The sequence below is a fragment of the Pararhizobium sp. genome (assembly GCF_965279435.1).
Lineage (GTDB): Bacteria > Pseudomonadota > Alphaproteobacteria > Rhizobiales > Rhizobiaceae > Pararhizobium.
In genome coordinates, this window is the sequence record NZ_CBDIHY010000003.1 from 149,553 (window position 1) to 174,785 (window position 25,233).

23 protein-coding genes are annotated in these 25,233 nt (G+C 59.9%); 15 read left to right on the plus strand and 8 right to left on the minus strand.

All coding sequences use genetic code 11. The features are described 5' to 3' along the window. Positions 1 to 9 precede the first annotated feature (9 nt). From ACQY8Q_RS06435 to ACQY8Q_RS06445, 3 genes are all read right to left on the minus strand, one after another. Positions 10 to 882: a carbohydrate ABC transporter permease gene (locus ACQY8Q_RS06435; protein ID WP_113530416.1), complete on the minus strand. Its 873-nt coding sequence runs from the start codon at positions 880 to 882 to the stop codon at positions 10 to 12. A gap of 189 nt (positions 883 to 1,071) precedes the next feature. Further along, positions 1,072 to 2,382, minus strand: coding sequence for an ABC transporter substrate-binding protein (locus ACQY8Q_RS06440; protein ID WP_428425856.1), 1,311 nt, complete (start codon positions 2,380 to 2,382; stop codon positions 1,072 to 1,074). A 153-nt stretch (positions 2,383 to 2,535) separates the two neighbouring features. After that, positions 2,536 to 3,489, minus strand: a complete 954-nt coding sequence (locus ACQY8Q_RS06445) for a sugar-binding transcriptional regulator (protein ID WP_428425857.1) — start codon at positions 3,487 to 3,489, stop codon at positions 2,536 to 2,538. Between the two features lie 203 nt (positions 3,490 to 3,692). Between ACQY8Q_RS06445 and ACQY8Q_RS06450 the strand changes: the two genes are divergently transcribed. The 3 genes from ACQY8Q_RS06450 (at position 3,693) to ACQY8Q_RS06460 (ending at position 8,277) form a co-directional block, all read left to right on the plus strand. Then, on the plus strand, positions 3,693 to 5,054 hold the full coding sequence (locus ACQY8Q_RS06450; RefSeq protein ID WP_428425858.1) for an NAD(P)-dependent oxidoreductase: 1,362 nt from the start codon (positions 3,693 to 3,695) through the stop codon (positions 5,052 to 5,054). Positions 5,055 to 5,069: 15 nt separating this feature from the next. Continuing rightward, the gene (gene preA / locus ACQY8Q_RS06455) at positions 5,070 to 6,383 is read left to right on the plus strand and encodes an NAD-dependent dihydropyrimidine dehydrogenase subunit PreA (RefSeq protein WP_428425859.1); all 1,314 of its coding nucleotides are present in this window, start codon (positions 5,070 to 5,072) and stop codon (positions 6,381 to 6,383) included. A gap of 226 nt (positions 6,384 to 6,609) precedes the next feature. Next, positions 6,610 to 8,277, plus strand: coding sequence for an adenylate/guanylate cyclase domain-containing protein (locus ACQY8Q_RS06460; protein ID WP_428425860.1), 1,668 nt, complete (start codon positions 6,610 to 6,612; stop codon positions 8,275 to 8,277). A gap of 24 nt (positions 8,278 to 8,301) precedes the next feature. Here ACQY8Q_RS06460 and ACQY8Q_RS06465 read toward each other — a convergent pair whose 3' ends face one another. Further along, positions 8,302 to 8,952 carry a TetR/AcrR family transcriptional regulator gene (locus ACQY8Q_RS06465; RefSeq protein WP_113245208.1) on the minus strand — a complete coding sequence of 217 codons (651 nt, stop codon included), beginning with the start codon at positions 8,950 to 8,952 and terminating at the stop codon, positions 8,302 to 8,304. 291 nt (positions 8,953 to 9,243) lie between these two features. Between ACQY8Q_RS06465 and ACQY8Q_RS06470 the strand changes: the two genes are divergently transcribed. The 12 genes from ACQY8Q_RS06470 (at position 9,244) to ACQY8Q_RS06525 (ending at position 22,706) form a co-directional block, all read left to right on the plus strand. After that, entirely contained in the window at positions 9,244 to 10,497 is a 1,254-nt protein-coding gene (locus ACQY8Q_RS06470; RefSeq protein ID WP_428425861.1) for a Zn-dependent hydrolase, read from the plus strand. Beyond that, positions 10,494 to 11,111 (plus strand): hypothetical protein, encoded by a 618-nt coding sequence (locus tag ACQY8Q_RS06475; RefSeq protein ID WP_428425862.1) that lies wholly within the window; start codon positions 10,494 to 10,496, stop codon positions 11,109 to 11,111. Before ACQY8Q_RS06470 ends, ACQY8Q_RS06475 begins: the two co-directional genes overlap by 4 nt. A 23-nt stretch (positions 11,112 to 11,134) precedes the next feature. After that, positions 11,135 to 12,589 carry a dihydropyrimidinase gene (gene hydA, locus ACQY8Q_RS06480; protein ID WP_428425863.1) on the plus strand — a complete coding sequence of 485 codons (1,455 nt, stop codon included), beginning with the start codon at positions 11,135 to 11,137 and terminating at the stop codon, positions 12,587 to 12,589. Continuing rightward, positions 12,589 to 12,969, plus strand: a complete 381-nt coding sequence (locus tag ACQY8Q_RS06485) for a hypothetical protein (protein WP_428425864.1) — start codon at positions 12,589 to 12,591, stop codon at positions 12,967 to 12,969. The genes hydA and ACQY8Q_RS06485 overlap by 1 nt, the downstream gene beginning before the upstream one ends. A 319-nt stretch (positions 12,970 to 13,288) precedes the next feature. Further along, positions 13,289 to 14,080 carry an ABC transporter ATP-binding protein gene (locus ACQY8Q_RS06490; RefSeq protein ID WP_428425865.1) on the plus strand — a complete coding sequence of 264 codons (792 nt, stop codon included), beginning with the start codon at positions 13,289 to 13,291 and terminating at the stop codon, positions 14,078 to 14,080. A gap of 58 nt (positions 14,081 to 14,138) precedes the next feature. Beyond that, on the plus strand, positions 14,139 to 14,672 hold the full coding sequence (locus tag ACQY8Q_RS06495; protein ID WP_428425866.1) for an endonuclease domain-containing protein: 534 nt from the start codon (positions 14,139 to 14,141) through the stop codon (positions 14,670 to 14,672). Next, complete coding sequence (locus tag ACQY8Q_RS06500) at positions 14,669 to 15,004, plus strand: hypothetical protein (protein ID WP_428425867.1); 336 nt, start codon at positions 14,669 to 14,671, stop codon at positions 15,002 to 15,004. Before ACQY8Q_RS06495 ends, ACQY8Q_RS06500 begins: the two co-directional genes overlap by 4 nt. A gap of 2 nt (positions 15,005 to 15,006) precedes the next feature. Continuing rightward, the gene (locus tag ACQY8Q_RS06505; RefSeq protein WP_428425868.1) at positions 15,007 to 15,891 is read left to right on the plus strand and encodes an ABC transporter permease; all 885 of its coding nucleotides are present in this window, start codon (positions 15,007 to 15,009) and stop codon (positions 15,889 to 15,891) included. Beyond that, complete coding sequence (locus ACQY8Q_RS06510; RefSeq protein ID WP_428425869.1) at positions 15,888 to 16,760, plus strand: ABC transporter permease; 873 nt, start codon at positions 15,888 to 15,890, stop codon at positions 16,758 to 16,760. The genes ACQY8Q_RS06505 and ACQY8Q_RS06510 overlap by 4 nt, the downstream gene beginning before the upstream one ends. An 81-nt stretch (positions 16,761 to 16,841) precedes the next feature. Continuing rightward, entirely contained in the window at positions 16,842 to 17,834 is a 993-nt protein-coding gene (locus ACQY8Q_RS06515; RefSeq protein WP_428425870.1) for an ABC transporter substrate-binding protein, read from the plus strand. 365 nt (positions 17,835 to 18,199) lie between these two features. After that, positions 18,200 to 19,390 carry an efflux RND transporter periplasmic adaptor subunit gene (locus ACQY8Q_RS06520; RefSeq protein ID WP_428425871.1) on the plus strand — a complete coding sequence of 397 codons (1,191 nt, stop codon included), beginning with the start codon at positions 18,200 to 18,202 and terminating at the stop codon, positions 19,388 to 19,390. Between the two features lie 13 nt (positions 19,391 to 19,403). Then, the gene (locus ACQY8Q_RS06525; protein ID WP_428425872.1) at positions 19,404 to 22,706 is read left to right on the plus strand and encodes an efflux RND transporter permease subunit; all 3,303 of its coding nucleotides are present in this window, start codon (positions 19,404 to 19,406) and stop codon (positions 22,704 to 22,706) included. 80 nt (positions 22,707 to 22,786) lie between these two features. On the opposite strand, the gene ureG is transcribed toward ACQY8Q_RS06525, so the two are convergent. The 4 genes from ureG to ACQY8Q_RS06545 form a co-directional block, all read right to left on the minus strand. Continuing rightward, positions 22,787 to 23,398: an urease accessory protein UreG gene (gene ureG / locus ACQY8Q_RS06530; RefSeq protein WP_428425873.1), complete on the minus strand. Its 612-nt coding sequence runs from the start codon at positions 23,396 to 23,398 to the stop codon at positions 22,787 to 22,789. A 36-nt stretch (positions 23,399 to 23,434) separates the two neighbouring features. Further along, complete coding sequence (locus ACQY8Q_RS06535; RefSeq protein ID WP_428429686.1) at positions 23,435 to 24,106, minus strand: urease accessory protein UreF; 672 nt, start codon at positions 24,104 to 24,106, stop codon at positions 23,435 to 23,437. Continuing rightward, a complete protein-coding gene (gene ureE, locus ACQY8Q_RS06540) occupies positions 24,099 to 24,581 on the minus strand; it encodes an urease accessory protein UreE (protein WP_428425874.1) in 483 nt (160 codons plus the stop codon). Before ureE ends, ACQY8Q_RS06535 begins: the two co-directional genes overlap by 8 nt. Before the next feature lie 108 nt (positions 24,582 to 24,689). Continuing rightward, positions 24,690 to 25,229, minus strand: a complete 540-nt coding sequence (locus ACQY8Q_RS06545) for a peroxiredoxin (RefSeq protein WP_428429688.1) — start codon at positions 25,227 to 25,229, stop codon at positions 24,690 to 24,692. Positions 25,230 to 25,233 lie beyond the last annotated feature (4 nt).

Below are 25,233 nucleotides of genomic sequence, written 5' to 3' on the forward strand. Positions count from 1 at the left end.
TTGCCTCCCTTATTTGTCGAGGTTCTTGCCAACGGCGCGCATCAGGAAGAAGGCGACGATATTGGCGAGGATGACTGCGATGATGCCGCCTGCCGAAGCGCCGCCGACATCGTAGCCGAGCAGGGCTGTGCGGTAGATCAGGAACGGCAGGTTGGTCGATGCGTAGCCCGGGCCGCCGTTGGTGGTAACGAGGATTTCGGCATAGACGCCCAGAAGGAAGATCGTCTGGATCAGGATGACAACCGTGATCGAGCGGGCCAGATGCGGCACCGTCAGGTAGATGAAGCGGTTGACGAAGCCTGCGCCATCCATTTCGGCTGCTTCCTTCTGCTCGCCATCAAGCGATTGCAGGGCGGTGAGAAGAATCAGCGTTGCAAACGGCAGCCACTGCCAAGCGACGATGATGATGATCGAAAACAGCGGATACTGCCCGAACCAGTCGACCGGCTGCAGCCCGAAAAAGCGGCTGATATCGGCAAACACGCCGTATTGCGGGTGCATGATCATGTTCTTCCAGACCAGTGCCGCAACCGGCGGCATGACGAAGAACGGCGAGATCACCAGGATGCGCACCAGCCCCTGCCCCCACATCGGCTGATCGAGCATCAGCGCGATGGCTATGCCGCCGATGACCGTGATAAAAAGCACGCCGCACACGATGAGCAGCGTGTTCCAGATGGACTGGAAAAAAGCCGGATCCGAATAGAAATACTGGTAGTTGAACAGGCCAGCGAAACTGACATTGCCGGGATTGAGCAGATTGTAGTTCTGGAACGAGAACCACAGCGTCATCGCCAAGGGTACGATCATCCAGATCAGGAGAAGCCCAACCGATGGGGCCATCATCCAGCGCGCAAGCACCCGCGTATTCTGCGTAGCCATTTCAACACCCTCCCTCTGATGCCGGTACGGACACCCGCCCCGCCGGGAGGGCAGCAAACCGGCCGCCTTGGTATTCTTTTTGGAAAATCCTGACGTCAGACGCAGCGACAATAGACTGCACGGCGGATGACGTCAGGTTAAAGTGGCAACCCGGATGGTAGTCCGGGCTGCCTGTCCTTGGGAAGGAACCTACTTGATGTAGCCGCCGCGGGTCATTTCGCGGGTGGTTACCTGCTGTGCCTGCGCCAGCGCATCGTCAACCGTCATCTGACCGGCGAGAGCCGCCGAGAACAGCTGTCCGACCGTCGTACCGAGACCCTGGAATTCCGGGATAGCGACAAACTGAACACCGACGTAAGGAACTGGCTTGACGGACGGGTTCTTCGGGTCGGCGGCATTGATGCTGTCGAGCGTCATCTTGGCGAACGGAGCCGCTTTCAGATACTCGGCATTCTGGTAGAGCGAGGTGCGCGTGCCCGGAGGAACGTTGGCCCAGCCTTCCTTGGCAGCGACGATATCGAGATAGTGCTTGCTGGTTGCCCAGGACACGAACTTCTCGGCCGCTTCCGCCTTCTGGGTGCCTGCCGGGATGGCAAGGTTCCAGGCCCACAGCCAGTTGCCACGCTTACCGAGACCCGTGTCGGGAGCCAGAGCGAAACCGACCTTGTCGGCAACGGTCGAATCCTTCGGGTTGGTCACGAACGAAGCAGCCACCGTGGCATCGATCCACATGCCGCACTTGCCCTGCTGGAACAGCGCCAGGTTTTCATTGAAGCCGTTGGACGAAGCGCCCTGCGGGCCGGCATCGTTCATCAGCTTGACATACATGTCGAGTGTTGCCTTCCACTCCGGCTGGTCGAACTGGGGCTTCCAGTTTTCATCGAACCAGCGGGCGCCAAAAGCATTGGACGTGGCGGTCAGAAACGCCATGTTCTCGCCCCAGCCGGCCTTGCCGCGAAGGCAGATACCGTTGATGCCGGCCGCACGGTCGGTCATCTTGCGGGCTGCCTCGCCGATGAACTCCCAGGTCGGGGCATCAGGCATTTTCAGGCCGGCCTTTTCGATCAGGTCCTTGCGGTACATGACCATCGAGCTTTCGCCGTAGAACGGTGCTGCATAGAGCTTGCCGTCTGCCGTCAGGCCTGAACGGATGGCCGGAAGCAGATCATCGACGTCATAATCGGCGCCGAGATTGTCGAGCGGCAGGAGCCAGCCCTGCTTGGCCCAGATCGGAACTTCATAGGTACCGATGGTCAGGACGTCGTATTGGCCGCCCTTGGTGGCGATATCCGTGGTGACGCGCTCGCGCAGCACGTTCTCTTCGAGGGTGACCCATTCGAGCTGAATGTCAGGATTGGCCTTGGTGAAATCGTCCGTCAGCGTCTGCATGCGGACCATGTCGCCATTGTTCACCGTGGCAATGGTGAGGGTTTCTGCCTGGGCGAAACCCGCGATGACGATTGCCGAGCATGTGCCCAGCAGGAAAGTTTTCAAGTTCATATATCTTCCTCCCAGAAGAGTTATGAGCATTTGCCTTGCTCGTGGGCAATTACTCACATATCCGCAAAAAATGTCAATCGGCATTCGTTGCTGCAGTGCAGAAACGTCCGGCGGCTTATTTGATTTTGCTTGTGAAAATTTCTGTCTGGCGGCTCAGTTGGCGAGCAAAAACTTGGCTGTCGCCTCGTCCGTGATCAAACCGTTGATCACCCGTCCCGTCAGGGCGGCCCGCAAAGCGACCTGTTTGCGCTGGCCTTTGGCGATGCCGATCACGGTTGCCGAATCGCGCGACGGCAAGGGCACGCTGGCAACGCGCTTGTTGATGCTGCCGGACAGCATCTGCCCGTCTCGGTCAAACATCCAGCCGCAGATCTCGCCCGCAGCCCCCTCGTCCATCAATTGCATCATCTCATCGCGCGCCAGAAAGCCGTCCTCGCACAAGGGTGCGTCCTGACCGAGTTCACCGACGCCGACAAAGGCGACATTGGCTTCGGAACCAAGCTGCAGGGCGGATTTTACCAGCGCCTGATTGTGCAGCAGTGCCCGCTCTTCCGGCGAAGACACCAGAACCGGCAGCGGCATCGGAAAATGCCGCGCCTTGACGGCATCCGCCATCGAGAAGATGACGTTATAATAGGCGGCCGATCCGTCGAGACCGATATTGCCTGTCAGAGAGACGATGCGGTGCTGCGGACATTCCATCGCCGGTAGCTGGTCGATCGCCGCCTTCAGCGTTCGCCCCGTGCCGATCGCCAGGATGATCGGATCGGCCGATTTCAGCCAGCGCTCGATCTCGGCCGCCCCCGCCTCGGCAATGCCGACGGTCGTCGATGAAGACCCTGGATCGCTCGGCACGATATCCACCTGACGAAGGTCGAATTTCTCCTTGAGGCGAAGCCCGAGTTCGAGACAGGCGGCGATCGGGTGATCGAGGCGGACCTTGATCAGGCGCTCGGCCATGGCCAGCGAAACCAGCCGCTGCGCCGACTGGCGGGAGATACCCATGATGGAGGCGATTTCATCCTGGGTGCGCCCGGCGACATAATAGAGCCATCCCGCACGCGCGGCGTCATCGAGCCTGTTATTGCCGTCCGGTCTGCGCGCCATTGTCCGTACTCCCTGAACGATGTGCTGACACTTTTTCCCGGCATCTGTCAAACACGGACCGTGACGCCTCCCCTCACTCAACCTTTGAAACCCCTACGGCGCTGGGATTCCTGCGGTTTTCATTTTAAAATTTTACCGTTTGATAAAAAAATAAAGCGTGTTACCGTTTCGACATCCTGAGGCGCGACATTTGGGAGCAAAAAATGGGAACGACTGAAGCTGGAATACTGAGCGGGCGCCTGTCACCCGTCGAATACGAGAAGAATTTTTCCGATCTGCACCCGCCGCTGGACGAGCATGAGGCATTGGTCGCATCCGACCGCTGCTATTTCTGCTACGACGCGCCTTGCATGACGGCCTGTCCCACCTCCATCGATATCCCGCTGTTCATCCGGCAGATATCGACTGGAAACCCGATCGGGTCGGCAAACACCATCTTCGACCAGAACATTCTCGGCGGCATGTGCGCCCGCGTCTGTCCCACCGAAACACTGTGCGAGCAGGCGTGCGTGCGCAACGAGGCCGAACATCGGCCCGTCGAGATCGGACGGCTGCAGCGCTATGCGACCGATATTGCCATGCGCGAAAACCGGCAGTTCTATCAGCGTGCCGAACCGACCGGAAAATCCATCGCCGTTATCGGTGCCGGCCCCGCCGGCCTCGCCTGCGCCCATCGCCTCGCCGTCAAGGGCCATGACGTCGTCATTTACGATGCCCGCGAAAAGGCTGGCGGTCTCAACGAATACGGCATCGCCACCTATAAGGCCGTCGATGATTTCGCCCAGGCCGAGGTCGATTACGTGCTGGCCATCGGCGGCATCGAAATCCGCAACCGCATGATGCTCGGGCGCGATTTCTCGCTGAGCGATATGCTGACAAAGCATGACGCAGTCTTTCTTGGTCTCGGCCTTGCCGGCGTCAATGCGCTCAGGGCCGAAGGCGAAACCGCCGAGGGCGTCGAAGATGCTGTCGATTTCATCGCGGCGCTGCGGCAATCGCAAACCAGGGCCGACATCGCCATCGGCCGCCGTGTCGTGGTGCTCGGCGGCGGCATGACGGCAGTCGATGCCGCAGTGCAGGCCAAGCTGCTCGGCGCTGAGGAAGTGACCATCTGTTATCGCCGCGGCAAGGAGCATATGAACGCCTCCGTGTTTGAACAGGATCTCGCCGCCGCCAAGGGCGTTACCATCCGCCACTGGCTGCAGCCCAAGCGCATCATTGCCCGCGACGGCAAGGTGGCCGGCATCGAACTCGACTATACGACGATTGCCGACGGCCGCCTGACCACCACGGGCGAAACCGGCGTCATCACCGCCGATCATGTGCTCAAGGCGATTGGCCAGACGTTCGAGGGCGATGGTCTCGGCATCATCACCCTGCAGTCCGGCCGTATCGTTGTCGATGACGAAGGCCGCACCTCGCTCGACCGGGTCTGGGCGGGCGGCGACTGTGTGCTTGGCGGCGAAGACCTGACGGTATCTGCCGTGGCACAAGGCCGCGACGCCGCTGAATCGATCAACCACGTGCTCGCCGCTGCATCGCAGCCGGCTGTTGCCGTCGCTTGAAGGGGAGAATGAACAATGGCTGATCTGCGCAATAACTTCGTCGGCATCAAGTCTCCGAACCCCTTCTGGCTGGCTTCGGCACCGCCAACCGACAAGGCCTACAATGTCGAGCGCGCCTTCAAGGCAGGCTGGGGCGGCGTCGTCTGGAAGACTTTGGGCGAGGAAGGCCCGCCAGTCGTCAACGTCAACGGCCCGCGCTACGGCGCGATCTGGGGTGCCGACCGACGTCTGCTGGGCTTGAACAATATCGAGCTCATCACCGACCGCGACCTTTATACCAACCTGCGTGAAATGAAGCAGGTGAAGATGAACTGGCCGGACCGCGCCCTGATTGCCTCGATCATGGTGCCCTGTGAGGAAAACGCCTGGAAATCGATCCTGCCGCTGGTGGAAGAAACCGGCGCCGACGGCATCGAACTGAATTTCGGCTGTCCGCACGGCATGTCGGAACGCGGCATGGGTGCTGCGGTCGGACAGGTGCCGGAATATATCGAAATGGTCGTGCGCTGGTGCAAGCAATACACCCGCATGCCTGTTATCACCAAGCTGACCCCGAATATTGCCGACATCCGCAAGCCCGCGCGCGCTGCCAAATCCGGCGGCACCGACGCCGTCTCGCTGATCAACACGATCAACTCGATCACCTCGGTCAATCTCGATACCTTCTCGCCGGAACCATCGATCAACGGCAAGGGCAGTCACGGCGGCTATTGCGGCCCGGCGGTCAAGCCGATCGCGCTCAACATGGTGGCCGAGATCGCCCGAGACCCCGAAACCTACGGCCTGCCGATCTCCGGCATCGGCGGCATCACCACCTGGCGGGACGCGGCCGAATTTCTCGTCCTTGGTGCAGGCAACGTGCAGGTGTGCACTGCAGCCATGACCTACGGCTTCAAGATCGTCCAGGAGATGATCACGGGGCTTTCGGACTGGATGGACGCAAAAGGACATCGCGATCTCGACGATATCTGTGGCCGCGCCGTGCCCAACGTCTCCGACTGGCAGTATCTCAACCTCAACTATATCGCCAAGGCGAAGATCGACCAGGATTCCTGCATCAAGTGCGGCCGCTGTCATATCGCCTGCGAGGACACCTCGCATCAGGCGATCACCCAGTTTGTCGACGGCGTCAGGCATTTCGAGGTGATGGAAGACGAATGCGTCGGCTGCAACCTCTGCGTCAACGTCTGTCCCGTGCAGGACTGCATCACCATGGTCGGCCTTGAGCCGGGAATGCTCGATGAACGCACCGGCAAGACCGTCGATCCGAACTATGCCAACTGGACGACCCACCCGAACAACCCGATGGCCCGCCAGGCCGCCGAGTAATCCTCCCATGCAAGACACATTAGCCGCTTCGCCGAAAACGCGGGGCGGCTGATTGTCGTTCAGCGCTGCGAAATGCGCCGGCATTTTGCGGAAGCGATGGCAGGCAGCGGAGTGGGTATTAAATCGCGACAATGCGTCCACAAAAACGTGCGTTGCCCCTCACCGCGAACTCGTCAATAAGAGGGGATGACGAGACGCGGCCCTGCCGCCAACACCGGATGCCTGCTTGAAGATCGCCTCCTCCCGAACCCGCAAAAGGCTGCATCTCCTGACAGGCGCTTGTCTCGGCCTGTTCCTGCTCACGCATTTTTCAAACCACGCGCTCGGGCTTATCTCCGTCGAGACCATGGAAGCCGCGCGCCGGATCTTCAATTTTCTCTGGCGCAGCTGGCCGGGAACGGTGCTGCTCTATGGATCGCTGCTTGTTCACTTCGTACTTGCCCTTGAAAGCCTCTATCGCCGCCAGACGTTGCGCATGCCGATGCGCGAAGCCTTGAAAATCATCTTCGGCCTCACCTTCCCTTTCCTCATTGTCGGGCATGTGGTCAGCACGCGGGTCGAGTGGATGCTGACAGGTCAGGGTGACGGGTACTACCGGGTGTTGCCGCTGCTCTGGGGGGATTCCATTACCGCCACACGGCAATCGCTGGCGCTGATCCTCGCCTGGTCGCACGGCTGTCTCGGTGCATGGTTCTGGATGCGCGGGCGCAGCTGGTATCCACGCTATTTCCTGTTTTTCTATTCGTTCGCCGTCCTCGTTCCACTGCTGGCGCTGCTGGGTTTTGCCGCCGGTGCCCGGTCGCTGGAGGGGCTGCCATCGACAGCCTGGTTCATGCCAGTGCGCACCCCACCCGAAAACATGGGTCAAATCACCACATCCATCGTCATCGGTCTGCTCGCGATGATCGCCGCAACCCTGATCCTGCGGATAATTCCCGTACGCGGAAAAATCCGCATCACCTATCCAGACCGGGCCATCTCGGTGGCAAAAGGCTTCAGCGTGCTCGAGGCAAGCCGTGCCGCCGGTATCCCGCATCTGTCGATCTGCGGCGGACGTGGACGCTGTTCAACCTGCCGCGTCCGGGTGACGGAAGGTTTGGAACGGCAGCCACCGGCCAGCGATGCTGAACGGGCGACGCTGACGCGGATTGGCGCGCCCGACAATGTGCGCCTCGCCTGCCAACTGCGGCCAAACCACAATCTGTCTATCTCGCCCATTCTCGGCGGCGACAATGTTGGCCTGAAACCCCAGCCCACGGAACAACAGGCTGCCGGCCGCGAGCGCCATATCGCCGTGCTATTTTGCGATCTGCGCGACTTCACCCTGCTTGCCCAGAAACAGCTTCCGTTCGATACGGTCTTCCTGCTCAACCGATACTTCGAGACCATCGGGGAAGCGGTGGAAGAGTCGGGCGGCGTGATCGACAAGTTCATCGGCGATGGCGCGTTGGCACTGTTCGGGCTGAACAACAGCATCGAGGAAGCCTGCGCCCAGGCGCTGACGGCGACCGCCCGTATCGCCAAGGGCATTGATGTGCTCAACCGCAATTTCATGAGCGAACTCGATAAACCCTTGCGCATCGCCATGGGCATGCATGCCGGCCCGGCGATCATCGGCCAGATCGGCTATGGCAAGGCCTCTTCGCTGACTGCTGTCGGCGACACCATCAATGCGGCAAGCCGGCTGGAAGGCTTTGCCAAGGAATATGATGCACAGCTTGCCGTATCCGCCGATCTGGTCAGGTATGCCGGGCTCACGGTCAACGACCGGGAAAGCTACAACATCTCCATTCGCGGCCGCGCGGGCACGCTGGAAACGCTGATCATGCAGGACGCAGCAGAGGTGGAAGCCATGTTTGCAGCCGGAAACCACCCGGCGAGCCCGGCCGTCTGAACCGCTGGGTGTGTTCCTTGCCGGTCAGGCGCCGCCATCGCGGATTTCCAGGCCACTGACGAACAGTTGCTCGAGAAACCGTGCAGCGTCTTCAAACCGCCCCTCGCCGGAGCGCTCCTCTCCGAGTACCCCGCGCACCTGAACGTCGAAATCGGCATAGTGCTGCGTTGTCGACCAGATGGCGAAGATCAAGTGATACGGATCGCATTTGGCAATCTTGCCGGCCTTGGCCCAACTGCGGATGACCTCAGCCTTCTCATCGACAAGCGATTTCAAAGGTCCCTTCAGCTCATCCTCGATATGCGGCGCGCCCTGTAGGATTTCATTGGCAAACAGCCGGCTTTCACGGGGAAAATCCCGCGCCATCTCCAGCTTGCGCCGAATGTAGCTGCGAATCTCCGAAACCGGATTTCCCTCCGCGTCGAATTCGCGCAACGGATCGAGCCAATTGTCGAGCACCCGGTCGATCAGCGCCCGGTGCATCGCCTCCTTGGTGCGGAAATAATAGAGCAGGTTCGGTTTGGACATGCCCGCCACATCGGCAATCTGGTCGATGGTCGTGCCGCGAAAGCCGTGGGTTGCGAACACGTCGAGTGCCGCCTCCAGAATCAGTTCTTCCTTCTCCTCCTGGATGCGGGTTCGCCGTTGTGTTCGGGCTGCCCTCGGAAGTACCATCTTTCCCCCAGTCTTCTCGTCAATCGCCGCCGGCGTGCGCCCTGAAAACGTTTGAAAACCGCAGGATCCAAAAATTCGGACGGCGCTGACGTTTTTTCTGTTTTTCCACCTTGAGTGCGGCAACGGAAGTTGTAATGTTTTACCAACCGGTCAAATTATCAGTCAGTTCAAACGCAAACGCAACGGCTGATCGCAGGGCAATCGAAAAAACCAGATGCCCCGATTTGACCACGGGAACGACGGGATGCGCAGCCAAATCTGCCTCCCTTAAAAAGAATGAGGAGAACCGTCATGGCTCATGCACCGGGCGAGAACATGCGCGTCAACGCCGACCGTCTGTGGGATTCACTGATGGATATGGCCAAGATCGGTCCCGGCATTGCCGGCGGCAACAATCGCCAGACATTGACCGACGAAGACGGCGAAGGCCGCCACCTGTTTCAGAAATGGTGCGAAGACGCCGGCATGAGCATGGGCGTCGACAAGATGGGCACGATGTTTGCTACACGGCCCGGCACCGATCCCGACGCCCTGCCCGTCTACGTTGGCAGCCATCTCGACACCCAGCCGACCGGCGGCAAATATGACGGCGTTCTCGGCGTGCTCGGCGCGCTGGAAGTCGTGCGCACCATGAACGATCTCGGCATCAGGACAAAACACCCAATCGTCGTCACCAACTGGGCAAACGAGGAAGGTGCACGCTTTGCGCCCGCCATGCTTGCCTCCGGCGTCTTTGCCGGTATCCACGAACTGGACTACGCCTATGGCCGCAAGGATCCCGAGGGCAAGACCTATGGCGACGAGCTGAAGCGCATCGGCTGGCAGGGCGGCGAAGAGGTCGGCGTGCGAAAAATGCACGCCTATTTCGAGTATCACATCGAACAGGGTCCGATCCTCGAGGCAGAGGAAAAGACCATCGGCGTGGTGACGCACTGTCAGGGTCTGTGGTGGCTGGAATTCACGCTCACCGGCCGCGAAGCTCATACCGGCTCGACGCCGATGAACCTGCGCGTCAATGCCGGCCTTGCCATGGCGCGGATCATCGAGATGGTCCAGGGCGTTGCCATGGAAAACCAGCCCGGCGCCGTTGGCGGCGTCGGCCAGGTGTTCTTCTCGCCGAATTCCCGCAACGTCCTACCGGGCAAGGTCGTCTTCACCGTCGATATCCGCTCGCCCGACAAGGACAAGCTCGACCGCATGCGCGCCAAGATCGAGGCAGAAGCCCCGAAGATCACCGATGCGCTCGGTGTCGGCTGCTCCATCGAAGCCATCGGCCATTTCGAGCCTGTGACCTTCGATCCAACGCTGGTCACCGCCGTGCGAACCGCCGCCGAAAAGCTCGGCTACAGCCACATGAACCTGATTTCCGGCGCCGGCCACGACGCCTGCTGGGCCTCCAAAGTCGCCCCCGCCACCATGGTCATGTGCCCCTGCGTCGGTGGTTTGAGCCACAACGAGGCGGAGGAAATATCCAAGGAATGGGCTTCGGCAGGATGCGATGTGCTGTTCCATGCGGTGGTGGAGACGGCGGGGATTGTGGGGTGAATTGTTCAGACGCATCGGACGGGCCCTCGGTCTCTGAGGCGGTTCAAGACATCCAACTCAAAGAAACCTTGAAGCGCATTTGGGCGACCCGCGCTGCCGAGGATGCCGCGGATATCGCGTTTGCGGAATCCGTCGGTGCTATCGTGACCGAGGGACCGTGGGAGAACGTGCCCGCCATCCGCGTCGCATATGTTGGTGTCACCCTCCGCGGCGACCACGTAACGCTTGAGGCCATACCAAGCTTCTGGCGTTATCAGCCGCCCCGGATTGGTTCACTGACAATACATCACGGCGAAGGGCAACTGATTGCCTGGCGCGTATATCTTGGGCGGGAGATTCCAGGCGCGTTGGTGGGAATAGCCGGGGGCATAGCACCAGTACAAGCTTATGGTCTCGTTGACGGCAAAGAGTTCTATTTTCGCTCTCGCGGTGACAGTTGGCAGATGCAAATTGGGGACGCGGATGTAATCCGTACGCCGGAGTGGTTTTACCAAGAAAATTACGGCACTTGGCCGGAAGCCGGGGGCATTTCTGAAGATCAGGCCTACAATTTCATTGAGAAGGCTATCGAGCACTTTCGATCTGGTTTGCCGACCATGGTGAGAGAGCTATAAAGTTTGAGGATCGGAGATAAACCATGACCACAGTCATCAAAAACGGAACCATCGTCACCGCCGACCTCACCTACAAAGCCGACGTCAAGGTGGACGGCGGCAGGATTGTCGAGATCGGGCCGAACCTCCTAGGCGATGAGACGCTGGATGCGACCGGTTGTTATGTCATGCCCGGCGGCATTGATCCGCACACCCATCTCGAAATGCCGTTCATGGGCACCTATTCTTCTGACGATTTCGAGAGCGGCACGCGGGCAGCGCTCTCCGGCGGCACGACGATGGTCGTCGACTTCGCCCTGCCCGCCCCCGGCCAGTCGCTCTTGGAAGCACTCACCATGTGGGACAACAAGACCTCACGAGCCAATTGCGACTTCTCCTTCCACATGGCGATTACCTGGTGGAGCGAGCAGGTCTTCAACGAGATGCAGACGATCGTTCAGGACAAGGGCATCAACTCGTTCAAGCACTTCATGGCCTACAAGGGCGCCCTGATGGTGGATGACGACGAGATGTTCCACTCCTTCCAGCGCTGCGCCGAGCTTGGCGCCCTGCCCATGGTGCATGCCGAAAACGGCGATATCGTCGCGCAGATGCAAGCAAAGCTGCTCGCAGATGGCAACAACGGCCCGGAAGCCCACGCCTATTCCCGCCCCGCCGCCGTCGAGGGCGAAGCCACCAACCGCGCGATCATCATCGCCGACATGGCGGGCAGCCCGCTCTACGTCGTGCATACCTCCTGCGAACAGGCACATGAGGCGATCCGCCGTGCCCGTCAGAACGGCATGCGCGTCTACGGCGAACCGCTGATCCAGCACCTGACGCTGGACGAAAGCGAATATGCCAATCCCGACTGGGATCACGCCGCCCGCCGCGTCATGTCGCCGCCGTTCCGCAACAAGCAGCATCAGGACTCACTTTGGGCAGGCCTTGCCGCCGGTTCCCTGCAGGTGGTGGCAACCGACCATTGCGCTTTCACGACGGCGCAAAAGCGTTTCGGCGTCGGCGATTTCACCAAGATCCCCAACGGCACCGGCGGGCTTGAAGACCGTATGCCGATGCTCTGGACCCATGGCGTCGCCACCGGCCGCATCACCATGAACGAGTTCGTCGCCGTCACCTCGACCAACATTGCCAAGATCCTCAACATGTACCCGAAGAAGGGCGCGATCCTTGTCGGCGCCGATGCCGATCTCGTCGTCTGGGATCCGAAGCGCTCGAAAACGATCTCGGCTGCAAGCCAGCAGTCGGCGATCGACTACAACGTCTTCGAAGGCAAGCAGGTTACCGGCCTGCCGCGCTACACCTTGACAGGCGGCGTGGTCGCCATCGAGGAATCGACGATCAAGACCCGCGAAGGCCAGGGCAAGTTCGTCAGCCGAGAACCCTTCACCGCCGTCAACAGGGCGCTGTCGGCCTGGAAAGATATCACCGCCCCGCGCAAGGTCCAGCGCACCGGCATTCCGGCAAGCGGGGTGTGATGGTGAGAGCGGCACAGCGCATTTCTTTGTTCGTTGTGACCGGCCTCGCCATGACTGGAGCGGCCGATGCGCAGCAAGCCTTTCTTGACGGCTCCTATGGCAACAAAGATGGCTGCGCCTATGCCAAGACCGGCGAATCCACCGGTTCGGACAATTTCTTCCTGTTGACCAACGAAGGCATCACCACGGCAGCATCCTATTGCAGCTTCAAAGCCCCTGTGATGAAGAACGGGACATCCTTTACCGCAACAGTCTCCTGCAGCAAAGAAGGGGAAAGCGGCGAGGCTGACGAGAGCGTCGAAATCCTGCGCACGGGCAAGGACTACACCATCGCCTTCAAGGACGGGACACGCTGGGGGCCTTTGAAGAAATGCAAATGAGCCGCCCTCCATCAACCCAATCACTCTGTCGCCAGCCGGCGGGCAAGAGGCGCCATCACGGGCCAACCTACGCAACTCCGAGATTAAACCTCCCGTTCGGGCAGCGGGATGACGCTTTCCTGTTTGTTCGGATCGGTGCGGGCGATCACCGCCGAACAGGGCTGGTCCAGCAGACATTTTCCCATCTCCCCGGCAACATCATCGCGGGCGGCATACCTCATTCAAAAAATATGAAGTACGACTATCGAAGACAGAGAGCCGAATGACCTCACACCAAACTTCCAGCCAATGGCATTCAGGGCGGAGCGCACCGGACACAATGACAACAACACCAGCATCCGTCGTTTCGGCCCGCGATCTTGGCCTGACCTTCGAGACCAATGACGGCCCGGTCAACGCCCTGACAGGCGTCAATCTCGACGTCAACAAGGGCGATTTTGTTTCCTTCATTGGCCCCTCCGGCTGTGGCAAGACCACCTTCCTGCGGGTTATCGCCGATCTGGAAAAACCCACTTCCGGCTCGATCACCGTGAACGGCACCACGCCGGAAGATGCCCGCAAGAACCGCTCCTACGGCTATGTCTTTCAGGCCGCGGCCCTTTATCCCTGGCGCACGATCGAGAAGAACATCGCCCTACCGCTGGAAATCATGGGCTACAGCGCTGCCGACCAGAAAGCCCGCATCGACCGCACGCTGGATCTGGTCAACCTCACCGGCTTCGGCAAGAAATTCCCGTGGCAGCTCTCCGGCGGCATGCAGCAGCGCGCCTCGATCGCCCGCGCGCTCGCCTTCGATGCCGACCTGCTGCTGATGGACGAACCCTTCGGCGCACTGGACGAAATCGTCCGCGATCATCTGAACGAACAGCTCCTGAAGCTTTGGGACCGGACAAACAAGACCATCTGCTTCGTCACCCACTCGATCCCGGAAGCTGTCTATCTCTCCACCAAGATCGTCGTCATGAGCCCCCGTCCCGGCCGCGTGACGGATATCATCGAATCGACATTGCCCAGGGAGCGCCCGCTCGATATCCGCGAAAGCCCCGAGTTTCTGGAAATCGCCAGCCGGGTGCGCGAAGGTTTGAGAGCGGGGCATAGCTATGATGAGTAGCTGTTCGGTGCTTGAGGCAAAGGCCCCTCCCCAACCCCTCCCCACAAGGGGGAGGGACTTGACCGGGCCAGCCCTTGATTTTCAAAATTACAGCCCGAAGGCAAACTTGAGTCTTGATCGTCTTCAATTTGGCGAAGCAGGTGCCGCGGGTCCTGCCCTCCCCCTTGTGGGGAGGGTGGTGAGCGAAGCGAACCGGGAGGGGTCTTTCTTGCCGCACTCCAATATCGACCCGAAAACCAGAACAAGGGCCAAGAAGCTTCGCACCGAATTGACCAAAGCCGAAGCCAGAATGTGGAATATCCTGCGAGACTTTCGCGCGCGCGGCGCCCGTTTCCGCCGCGAAACTCCAATCGGCCCCTACATCGCTGATTTTGCCTGGCTATCGGCTCGCATTGTGATTGAAGTGGACGGCGATAGCCATGAAACGTCAATCGGAAGACAGCACGATAGCCAACGTGATCGGTTCCTTCAGAATCAAGGTTTTCTCGTCCTACGTTTCGACAACGCACAGGTGATTGACGGCCCGGACTATGTTTTTCTTGCCATAGAACAAGCCATTTCGCCATTTCTACAGATCGAGCCAACCCAATGAACCTCCAATTCATCCTCTGGCTCGCAGCCTCCATGGCCATCTTCCTCAGCGCCGCGACCGCATCGCGCTATTATGTCTCCACCAACAACATCCTGATCCTCATCTTCTCGCTTGGCCTGTATTGCGTCGGCAACCTGATGATGGTGCGGCTGATGCGTGAGGGGGGCTTGGCCCTGGCGATCTCGGCTTCGGCGATCGTCCAGCTCGTCTTGATCAACGTCATCGCCTTCGCCTTTTTCGGCGAGCGGATGACCCTGCCGCAACTGGCCGGCGTGGCGCTTGGCATCGTATCGATGGGGTTGATGATGTTACCCGCCGACGGAAAGGCTTGAGAATGGAAAAAACGGGCTTCTTTCGCGACAGGATCATGCCGGTGGGGGTCATCCTCCTTGCCCTGCTGGTCATCTGGTATGTCGCCGTCATTTTCCTCAATGCGCCGTTCGAGCGTGACACCGCCGCGCGCGCCGGAACGACAATCACCTTCTCGGAAATCCTTCCGAAAACCATGTTCCAGCAACGGCCGGTGCTGCCGGCCCCGCATCAGGTGATCGCCGAAATCTGGAATACGACATTCTTGATGCCGATCACCTCCAAGCGCAGCCTCGTCTATCATGCCTGGATCACGCTATCCGCCACCCTGCTCGGCTTTGGCATCGGCACCGTGCTCGGCATCGTCCTCGCCGTCGGCATCGTTCACAATCGCGCCATGGACCGCTCGCTGATGCCCTGGGTCATCGCCAGCCAGACCATCCCCATCCTTGCCATCGCGCCGATGATCATCGTCGTGCTCAATGCCATCGGCATATCCGGCCTGCTCCCCAAGGCGCTGATCTCCACCTATCTCAGCTTCTTCCCGATCGTCGTCGGCATGGTGAAGGGGCTGCGCGCGCCTGAGCAGATCCAGCTCGACCTGATGCACACCTATTATGCCAGCCCGGCGCAGACCTTCTGGAAACTGCGCTGGCCGTCGTCCATGCCCTATCTCTTCGCCTCGCTGAAGGTTGCCATCGCTATTTCTCTGGTCGGTGCCATCGTCGGAGAGTTGCCGACTGGAGCGGTGTCCGGCCTCGGTGCCCGGCTGCTTGCCGGCTCCTATTATGGCCAGACGGTGCAGATCTGGTCAGCTCTGTTCATGGCAGCCGCCCTTGCCGCAACCCTGGTGGTTATCGTCGGCTTTGCCCACACCGCCGTCCTCAAGCGCATGGGGATGAAGCCATGAATTACGCTGTTCTGTTCGGCGCCATTGCCTTCTGGCTCGCCGCCTGGGCAACCAATGAATGGCTGGTGCGCCGGAAATTCAGGAACGTGCCCGCCAATCGGGCCGTTCGCCTTGCCGTGCCACTGCTGTTCGGCATCAGCATCCTGGTCCTGTGGGAAGGGGTTGTGCGAGGCTTCAATGTCCCCTCGGTCCTTTTGCCGCCGCCCTCGATGATCTGGACACGGCTGATCAACTCGGTGCCGACACTCTGGGCCGATTTTCAGCAGACCTTCCTTAAGGCCGTGATCATTGGCTATGCGCTGGGTTGCAGCCTCGGCTTTCTCGTCGCCATCGCCATTGACCGCTCGCCTTTCCTGCAGAAGGGGCTTTTGCCACTCGGTAATTTCGTCTCCGCCCTGCCCGTCATCGGCGTCGCGCCGATCATGGTCATGTGGTTCGGCTTCGACTGGCAGTCGAAGGTCGCAGTCGTGGTCATCATGACCTTCTTCCCGATGCTGGTGAACACGGTGTCGGGACTGGCTGCAGCAAGCTCGATGGAACGCGACCTGATGCACACCTATGCCGCCAGCTGGTTTCAGACACTTGTCAAATTGCGTCTGCCGGCGGCATGGCCTTTCATTTTCAATGCACTCAAGATCAACTCCACTTTGGCGCTGATCGGTGCCATCGTTGCTGAATTCTTCGGCACCCCGATCGTCGGCATGGGGTTCAGGATTTCCACCGAGGTGGGACGCATGAATGTCGATATGGTTTGGGCCGAAATCGCCGTTGCGGCGGTGGCTGGCTCCGCGTTTTACGGGATAGTCGCGCTCATCGAGCGGGCTGTCACGTTCTGGCATCCGTCCGTGCGAAATTCACGGACGGCTTAAGAAATGCCTGTCCGTGGTGGGCGGGCACAACAAAAAAGCCGCCGGCTCGCGTCGGGCCGGCATAACAAAAAGGGAACTGACATGAAGACGAGACTTGCATCATTGCTGCTGGCAAGCGCTTTTTCGCTGTCCGCATTCCATGCCATGGCCGCCGACAAGGTGGTATTGCAGCTGAAATGGGTCACGCAGGCCCAGTTCGCCGGCTATTACGTCGCCAAGGACAAGGGCTTTTATGAAGCCGAAGGCCTGGATGTCGAGATCAAGCCGGGCGGCCCGGACATTGCTCCTCCGCAGGTCATCGCCGGCGGCGGCGCCGACGTGGTCGTCGACTGGATGCCATCCGCGCTTGCAACCCGCGAAAAGGGCGTGGCGCTCGTCAACATCGCCCAGCCGTTCAAGTCCTCCGGCATGATGCTGACCTGCCTGAAGGAATCTGGCGTCGCTTCCCCTGCCGATTTCAAGGGCAAGACACTCGGCGTCTGGTTCTTCGGCAATGAATATCCGTTCCTCTCCTGGATGAGCCAGCTCGGTCTCAAGACCGATGGCGGCCCGGATGGCGTCACCGTCCTGAAGCAGGGCTTCAACGTCGATCCGCTGATCCAGAAGCAGGCGGCCTGCATCTCCACAATGACCTATAACGAATATTGGCAGGTCATTGACGCCGGTATCAAGCCGGAAGACCTCGTCGTCTTCAAGTATCAGGATCAGGGCGTCGCGACGCTGGAAGACGGCCTCTATGCGCTGGAAGACAAGCTCAAGGACCCGGCCTTCAAGGAAAAGATGGTCAAATTCGTCCGCGCTTCGATGAAGGGCTGGAAATATGCCGAAGAGCATACGGACGAAGCAGCCGGCATCGTTCTTGAAAACGATGCGACGGGTGCTCAGACGGAAGAACACCAGAAGCGCATGATGAGCGAAGTAGCCAAACTGACGGCGGGCTCGAATGGTGCACTGGATGATGCCGACTACAAACGCACTGTTGCTTCGCTGCTGAAGGGTGGTTCCGATCCCGTCATCAGCAAGGAACCGGTCGGTGCCTTCACGCACGAGATTACCGACGCTGCTCTCAAGTAGCCGTTTTTATAATACTTTTTGACAAAGAAACGCGCGGGCTGGTTCCGCGCGTTTCTCGTTTACGACACTTAAAAAACACTTATGCGCAACAAAATGACATAAAACAGAAGTTGCATTGATGGCACTCAACAAATAAAATAATGAGGCACCATTCTTTATTTCTATGATCTTGCATAGCCGAAAGGGCCTAACTAAATAGAGCCCGAGGCATTCTGAGGAGGATGCGGGGGAAAATTGACGCGCAACGTCATTGCAATCGACGCGCTATTTCCTTCCCTTCCTGCACATGACGGCGAAAAGCCCTTACCGCAAGGTTTTCGGCGTCAGCGAACTGAATTTATCCGGAATTCGAGGAAAGTGAGCCGATGGCCCTTAACAAGACGTTTGCGTTTGGAATTTCCACTGCCCTGATGCTGACGTTGCTGTCCGGCACAGCATTCGCGCAGGAGGCCGATGCGCCAAAAGCCACGCAGACATTGCCGTCCATCGTCGTAACCCAGGTCGAGAACAAACCGGTGGTCGACCGTGTCGTCGCCACCGGCGCCATCAAGGCCGTGGAAGAGACCTACGTCTCGCCGCAGGTCGATGGATTGTCGATCCGCACGCTGAACGCCGATGTCGGCGACCGGGTGGAAGCTGACAGCACGCTGGTCGTCCTCAACGAAGACATGCTGATCCTGCAAAAGAGCCAGTACGCGGCAAGCCTTGCCAAGGCCTACGCCTCGCTTGCGCAATACCAGGCCCAGCTTGCCGAAGCGCAGGCTAATGCCGAGGAAGCCGTACGGGTCAGCGAACGCTCGCGGAAACTCGCGGAAGCCGGATCCATCTCCACCGCACAGCGGGATCAGGAAAAAGCGGCAGCAACCGCAGCGCTTGCCCGGGTGAATTCGGCGGAACAGTTCATCGCGGTCGCCAAGGCCGATATCAAGGTTGTCGAAGCGCAGATCTCGGATCTGGACCTGCGGCTCGCCCGCACCGAGGTCAAGTCCCCGGTCAGCGGCATCATATCGGCAAAGACCGCGAAGGTCGGCGCCATTGCCAATGGCACCGGCGAACCGCTGTTCACGATCATTCGCGATGGCGAGTTGGAAATGCGGGCCGATATCAACGAGGCCGACCTCATCAAGTTGGCGATTGACCAGAAGGCCGTGGTGACACTCGCCGATGGCAAGACCAGGATCGACGGCAAGGTCCGGCTGATTTCGCCGATGATCGATGCCCAGACCCGCTTGGGCGCTGTCTACATTTCGCTGAATGAGCCGGAAAAAGCCCGGGTCGGCATGTATGCCGATGCCCAGATCATCGTTGAGGAAAAGCAGGCCATCGTCCTGCCGCTGACGGCCGTTACCGTTGGCAGCAAAGAAACGATCGTGCGCCGGGTCGATGACGGCGTTGTTCACCTGACAAAAGTGACGACAGGTATTCAGGACGGTGAATTCATCGAGATCACCACGGGTCTGAAGCCCGGTGACAAGGTGGTTGCCAAGGCCGGCGCTTATGTGCGCGACGGCGACAAGATCAATCCGGTGACATCCGCCGCCACGGCGACCAATTGACGGGAAGAGCGGCATGAACTTTTCAGCTTGGGCAATTCGCAATCCGATTGCGCCGATCCTCGCCTTCGTGTTGTTGATGTATCTTGGATATTCATCCTTCAACACGCTGCCGATCACGCGCTTCCCCAACATCGACGTCCCGATCGTCTCGATCAGCGTCGCCCAGAGCGGGGCGGCACCGGCAGAGCTTGAATCGCAGGTTACCAAAGAAATCGAGGATGCGGTGGCCGGCATTTCCGGCGTCGATCACGTTACTTCGACTATCAGCGACGGGGTTTCCAACACCGCCGTGATGTTCATGATGGACGTGCCGACCAACCAGGCCGTTCAGGACACCAAGGACGCGATCGACCGCATCCGCGGCGACCTGCCCGCCTCGGTGGAAGAGCCGATCGTCTCTAAGGTCGATGTCGAAGGTCAGGCGATCCAGACCTTTGCCGTCTCCTCGCCAGGCATGACGCTTGAGGAAATCTCCTGGTTCGTCGACGATACGGTCAAGCGCGCGCTTCAGGGCAAGTCCGGCATTGGCCGGATCGACCGTTACGGCGGGGCGGACCGCGAAGTCCGTGTCGAGCTCAACGATGCCCGCCTGAATTCCTATGGCATCACCGCCTCGGACGTGAACAACCAGCTGCGCAAGATGAACACTGACCTCGGCTCCGGCCGTGGTCAGGTCGGCGGCAGCGAGCAGGCGATCCGCACGCTCGGCGACGCACGCTCAGTCGAAGGCCTGGCGAACACCATGATCGCCATGCCGAACGGCAGGTTCGTGCGCCTTTCCGAACTCGGCAAGGTGACAGACACCTACGAAGAACCAAAATCGTTCTCGCGCTTCAACAGCACGCCGGTCGTGACCTTCGCCGTCTTCCGCGCCAAGGGAGCCAGCGAAGTCTCGGTCGCCGAAACCGTTGGAAAGACACTGACAGAACTGCGGGCGAAAAACCCGGACGTATCGATCGAGCTGGTCGACGATTCCGTCTATTACACCTATGGCAACTACGAAGCTGCGATCCATACGCTGCTCGAAGGCGCTCTGCTCGCCGTTGCCGTGGTCATGCTGTTCCTGCGCAATTGGCGCGCAACGCTGATCTCAGCCATGGCACTGCCGCTGTCGGCCGTTCCGACCTTCTGGGTCATGGACATGCTCGGCTTCTCGCTGAACCTGGTCAGCTTCCTCGCATTGACGCTGGCGACCGGCATTCTCGTCGATGACGCCATCGTCGAGATCGAGAATATCGCCCGGCACATCAAGATGGGCAAATCGCCCTATAGGGCCGCGATCGAAGCGGCCGACGAAATCGGCCTTGCCGTGATCGCGACGACGTTCACGATTATCGCGGTGTTCGTGCCGGTCTCCTTCATGCCCGGCATTCCCGGACAATACTTCATCCAGTTCGGCCTGACGGTCGCGGTCTCGGTGTTCTTCTCGCTGATGGTCGCGCGGCTGATCACGCCGCTGATGGCTGCCTATCTGATGAAATCCAGCGACGGTGACGGTCATCACGATGACAGCGACGGCCGGCTGATGCGCGGCTACACCTGGCTGGTCAGCACGACGACCCGGCGCTGGTACATGCGTTATGCAACCATGCTGGCGGCCATCGGTTTCGTCATTGGATCGGTCATGCTCTTGATGACCGTCCCAGGCAGCTTCCTGCCGACAGAAGATGCATCGCGTATTGTCCTGTCCGTCGAATTGCCGCCGGATGCACGACTGGAAGACACCGACAAGACGACAGAAGAAATCTACGCCCGGATCAAGGATCTCAACGGCGTGGCAGGCATCTTCGTTCTTGGCGGCGCCTCGCCGAAGGGTGACCTCGAACTGCGCCGCGCGACGATTACCGTCATGCTGGAAAAGCTCGACCACTCGCTTCTCAACAAGGTGGTCAACGACGTTTTCGGCCGGATACCGGTGATCGGTCAGTATCTGCCGAAATTGCCGCCGGCCGGCCGCATCATCCCGCAGGCTGAAATCGAAAAGCAGGTTTATGCCGCCGTTCGCTCCATTCCGGACGTCCGCATCCTGAAGCTCAACGACCGTGGCGAACGGGACCTGTCGTTCAATCTTCTCTCGAAGAGCGACGCCGCCCTCAACACGGCCGTTGCCATGCTGGAAGCCAAACTGCGCAACGAGCCGCTGCTCGCCAATGTCAGCCCGGACGGCGCCTTGCCGCGGCCTGAACTGCAGATCCGTCCGCGTGCCGACCAGATGTCGCGTCTTGGCATCATGACCTCGCAGATCGCCGACGTCGTTCGCGTCGCCACGATCGGCGATATCGATGCGGCGCTGACGAAAATCTCGCTCGACGACCGGCAGATCCCGATCCGCGTCCAGGTGGATACGAATTTCCGTACCGATCTCGCCGCCATCCGCAATCTGAAGGTTCAGACGGCGGCCGGTGCGCTTGTGCCGATCTCGACCGTGGCCGATATCAACTATTCGGAAGGCCCAAGTTCGATCAAGCGTTACGATCGCAACCGCGTCGTCACCATGGGGGCGGACCTGCCGATCGGCGTCGCCCTCAACACGGCCTCGGATCGCTTCAAGGAGATTGCCCGGGAAACCAAGCTGCCGGCGGGCGTCGAGTTCCTCGAAAGCGGTGATGCCGAAGTCCAGGCGGAAATGGAGGCGGGCTTCGGCAATGCCATGTTGCTCGGCCTGATGCTGGTGCTGGTGGTGCTGATCCTTCTGTTCAAGAACATCATCCAGCCTTTCACGATCCTGTTCTCCCTGCCGCTCGCTATCGGCGGCGTAGCGATCGGCTTGATCGTGACACAGAACGCCATGTCGATGCCGGTCCTGATCGGCATTCTGATGCTGATGGGTATCGTCACGAAAAACGCCATTCTACTGGTGGATTTCGCCATCGAGATGATGCATCGCGGTATGGAGCGGACGGAAGCGATGATCGAGGCCGGACGCAAGCGCGCACGCCCGATCATCATGACCTCGATCGCCATGTCGGCGGGCATGTTGCCCTCGGCGCTTGGCGTTGGCGAAGGTGGCTCATTCCGTGCGCCGATGGCAATCGCGGTGATCGGCGGCATTATCGTTTCGACGGTGATCTCGCTCCTCGTCGTGCCGGCCTTCTTCCTGATCATGGACGACCTGTCGCGTCTGCTCGGCAAGATCTTCGGCCGCTTCGTCGGCAAGAAGGATGAAGAAACAGAAGTGCTGGAAAACGCAGCACTGACAGATATCGTCACCGATCAGAGCAAGACGATCAACGAACTGCAGGAGCGTCTGAACAAGCTGGAAGGCCCCAAACGCGGCGGCAACGTCATCAACCATCCGGCGCTCGCAGCCGAATAATTGCTCCAGCAATTCACATAAAAAAGCCCGGCCCCATCAAGAATGCGGCCGGGCTTTTACGTCCTGGAATATTGCGACCTTTACAGCCCGCCTTCGACCCTTAGGAAATCGACGATCGTCTCGACGCCCTCGCCGCGCTTCATGTCGGAAAACACGAACGGCCGATCGGCGCGCATTCGGCTGGCGTCGCGCTCCATCACGTCAAGATCGGCGCCGACATAGGGCGCCAGATCCTTCTTGTTGATCACCAAAAGGTCCGAACGGGTGATCGCCGGGCCGCCCTTGCGCGGGATTTCCTCGCCCTGGCAGACGGAAATGACATAGATGGTGATATCGGCGAGATCGGGCGAAAAGGTCGCTGCAAGATTGTCTCCGCCGGATTCGATGAAGATGACGTCAAGATCGGGAATGCTACGGTTGAGATCGGCGATGGCCTGCAGGTTGATCGTCGCATCCTCGCGGATTGCTGTGTGCGGGCACCCACCGGTCTCAACGCCGACAATCCTGTCCGATGGCAGCGCCTGCATCCGTACCAGCGCCTCGGCGTCTTCCTTGGTGTAGATATCGTTGGTGACGACGGCGATCGAATATTTCTCGCGCATCGCCTTGCAGAGCTTGTCGGTCAGCGCCGTCTTGCCGGAGCCGACCGGACCGCCGATGCCGACGCGAAGGGGACCATTGGCAGATTTCATCGAAACATTCCTTTCAAGAAAGCGGGCTCGAAACCGTCAGGACCGGAAGAGCCGCGAATGCAAAGTCTCATGGCGCAGCGCCGAAATATCGGCCGTGATGGTTGCCGAGCCGAGATCGTCCAGCGTGCTCGCCGATGCTCTGGCGGCCGTCTCGGCAATGACCGGCTCCAGTTCCGCCAGCACACCGACGCCATGTGTCTGTCCGGTAACGCCGCAGCGGATCGCCACAGAGACGAGATTGGACGCGGTCGAATGTAGGTAAGCTGCCAGCGCCGGTTCCAGCCCGGTGCGATGCGCGCCCGCAACCGCACCGATCGCAACAGGATAGGCAACGGCACCGCTCAAGGTTTCCAGTACCGGATGCGGCCAATGGGCAGCCGCTGTCAGGAACGCCTCCCCCTGCAACATGGTTTCCATATGCCGCTCGCGTGACCCGGCCTGCGCTTCCGCCAGTTCCCGCACCGCTGCAAGTCTTGGCGCATCACCACAGGCAGAATAACTCTCAGCCAAAAGCACGGCATCATTCCAGCTCGACCCATGCTCGATCAGCGCCTGCAGCCATCGGGCAAGCCCCGGCGCGCCGGTGACCAGACCATCATGAACCGCCTGTTCGAGCCCGCCGGAATAGGAGAATGCGCCGACCGGAAAAGCTGGCGACATCCATGTCACCAGCCGAAGCAATGCCTGCGTGCCGGCCCGGTCAGTCATGGGCGTGATGGTGGCTGCCATGTCCATGCGAATGTCCGCTTGAGCCATGATAGGCGCCGCGCATCGGCTGGAATGCTTCTGTCACCTCGCTGAGCGTAGCACCCAGGCCCTCCAGCATCGCCTTGATCACCGGATCGCGCAGGATCAGGATCCGGTCCAGCCGGATTTCGGCGGCGAGATGCCGGTTGCCCAAATGCCAGGCGAGTTCGATCAGGTGGAGAGGATCACGCGGGCGAATGTCGTAGAGCGGTTCGGCGACGGCAGCGATACGAACATGGTCGCCGGTGTCGAGCACCAGAAGATCGCCATCGGCCAGCATGACGGCTTCCTTGAGATCGAGCATCACCACGTCGTCATTGTCGAGATGCAGCAATTTGCGGCGCAGATGCCGCTGGTCATGGGCCAGTGCAATGGTGTGAAGCGGTGTCTTGTCTGCCGGGCCGGGCGACAGGATCTCAGTTGAGCGATAGGGCATTCAGAGCGCTTTCAAATTCATTCATATCCGACTGTAACAATAAAAAAATCCGGCGCCAGACCAAACAGGACCGGCGCCGGATTTCATGAAAATCACACGCACCTGAAATCAGGCAGCGATCTTTTCCGACTGCAGCGCGCCGAGAATGTTCTGCGGCGACGAGACGCCGTACGGGTCGCTGTCGGCATTGTCGCAATAGCCTTCTTCCTCGAACCACTGCTCGACGACGCCGTCATTGATAACGGCGGCGTAACGCCAGGAGCGCATGCCGAAGCCGAGATTGTCCTTGGAAACGAGCATGCCCATCTTGCGAGTGAACTCGCCGGAGCCATCCGGAATGAGCTTGACGTTTTCGAGGTTCTGCGACTTGCCCCAGGCATTCATGACGAACGCGTCGTTGACGGAGATGCAGTAGATGTCATCGATGCCCTCGGCGCGGAAATCGGCCGTCAGCTTTTCGAAATCAGGCAGCTGGAACGTCGAGCAGGTCGGCGTGAATGCGCCCGGCAACGAAAACAGGACGACGCGCTTGCCGGCGAAATAGTCAGCGGACGAAACATCCTGCCAACGGAATGGATTGGCACCGCCAACAGCTTCGTCGCGAACGCGCGTACGGAAGGTAACGGACGGCACTTTTCTGCCAATGATCATG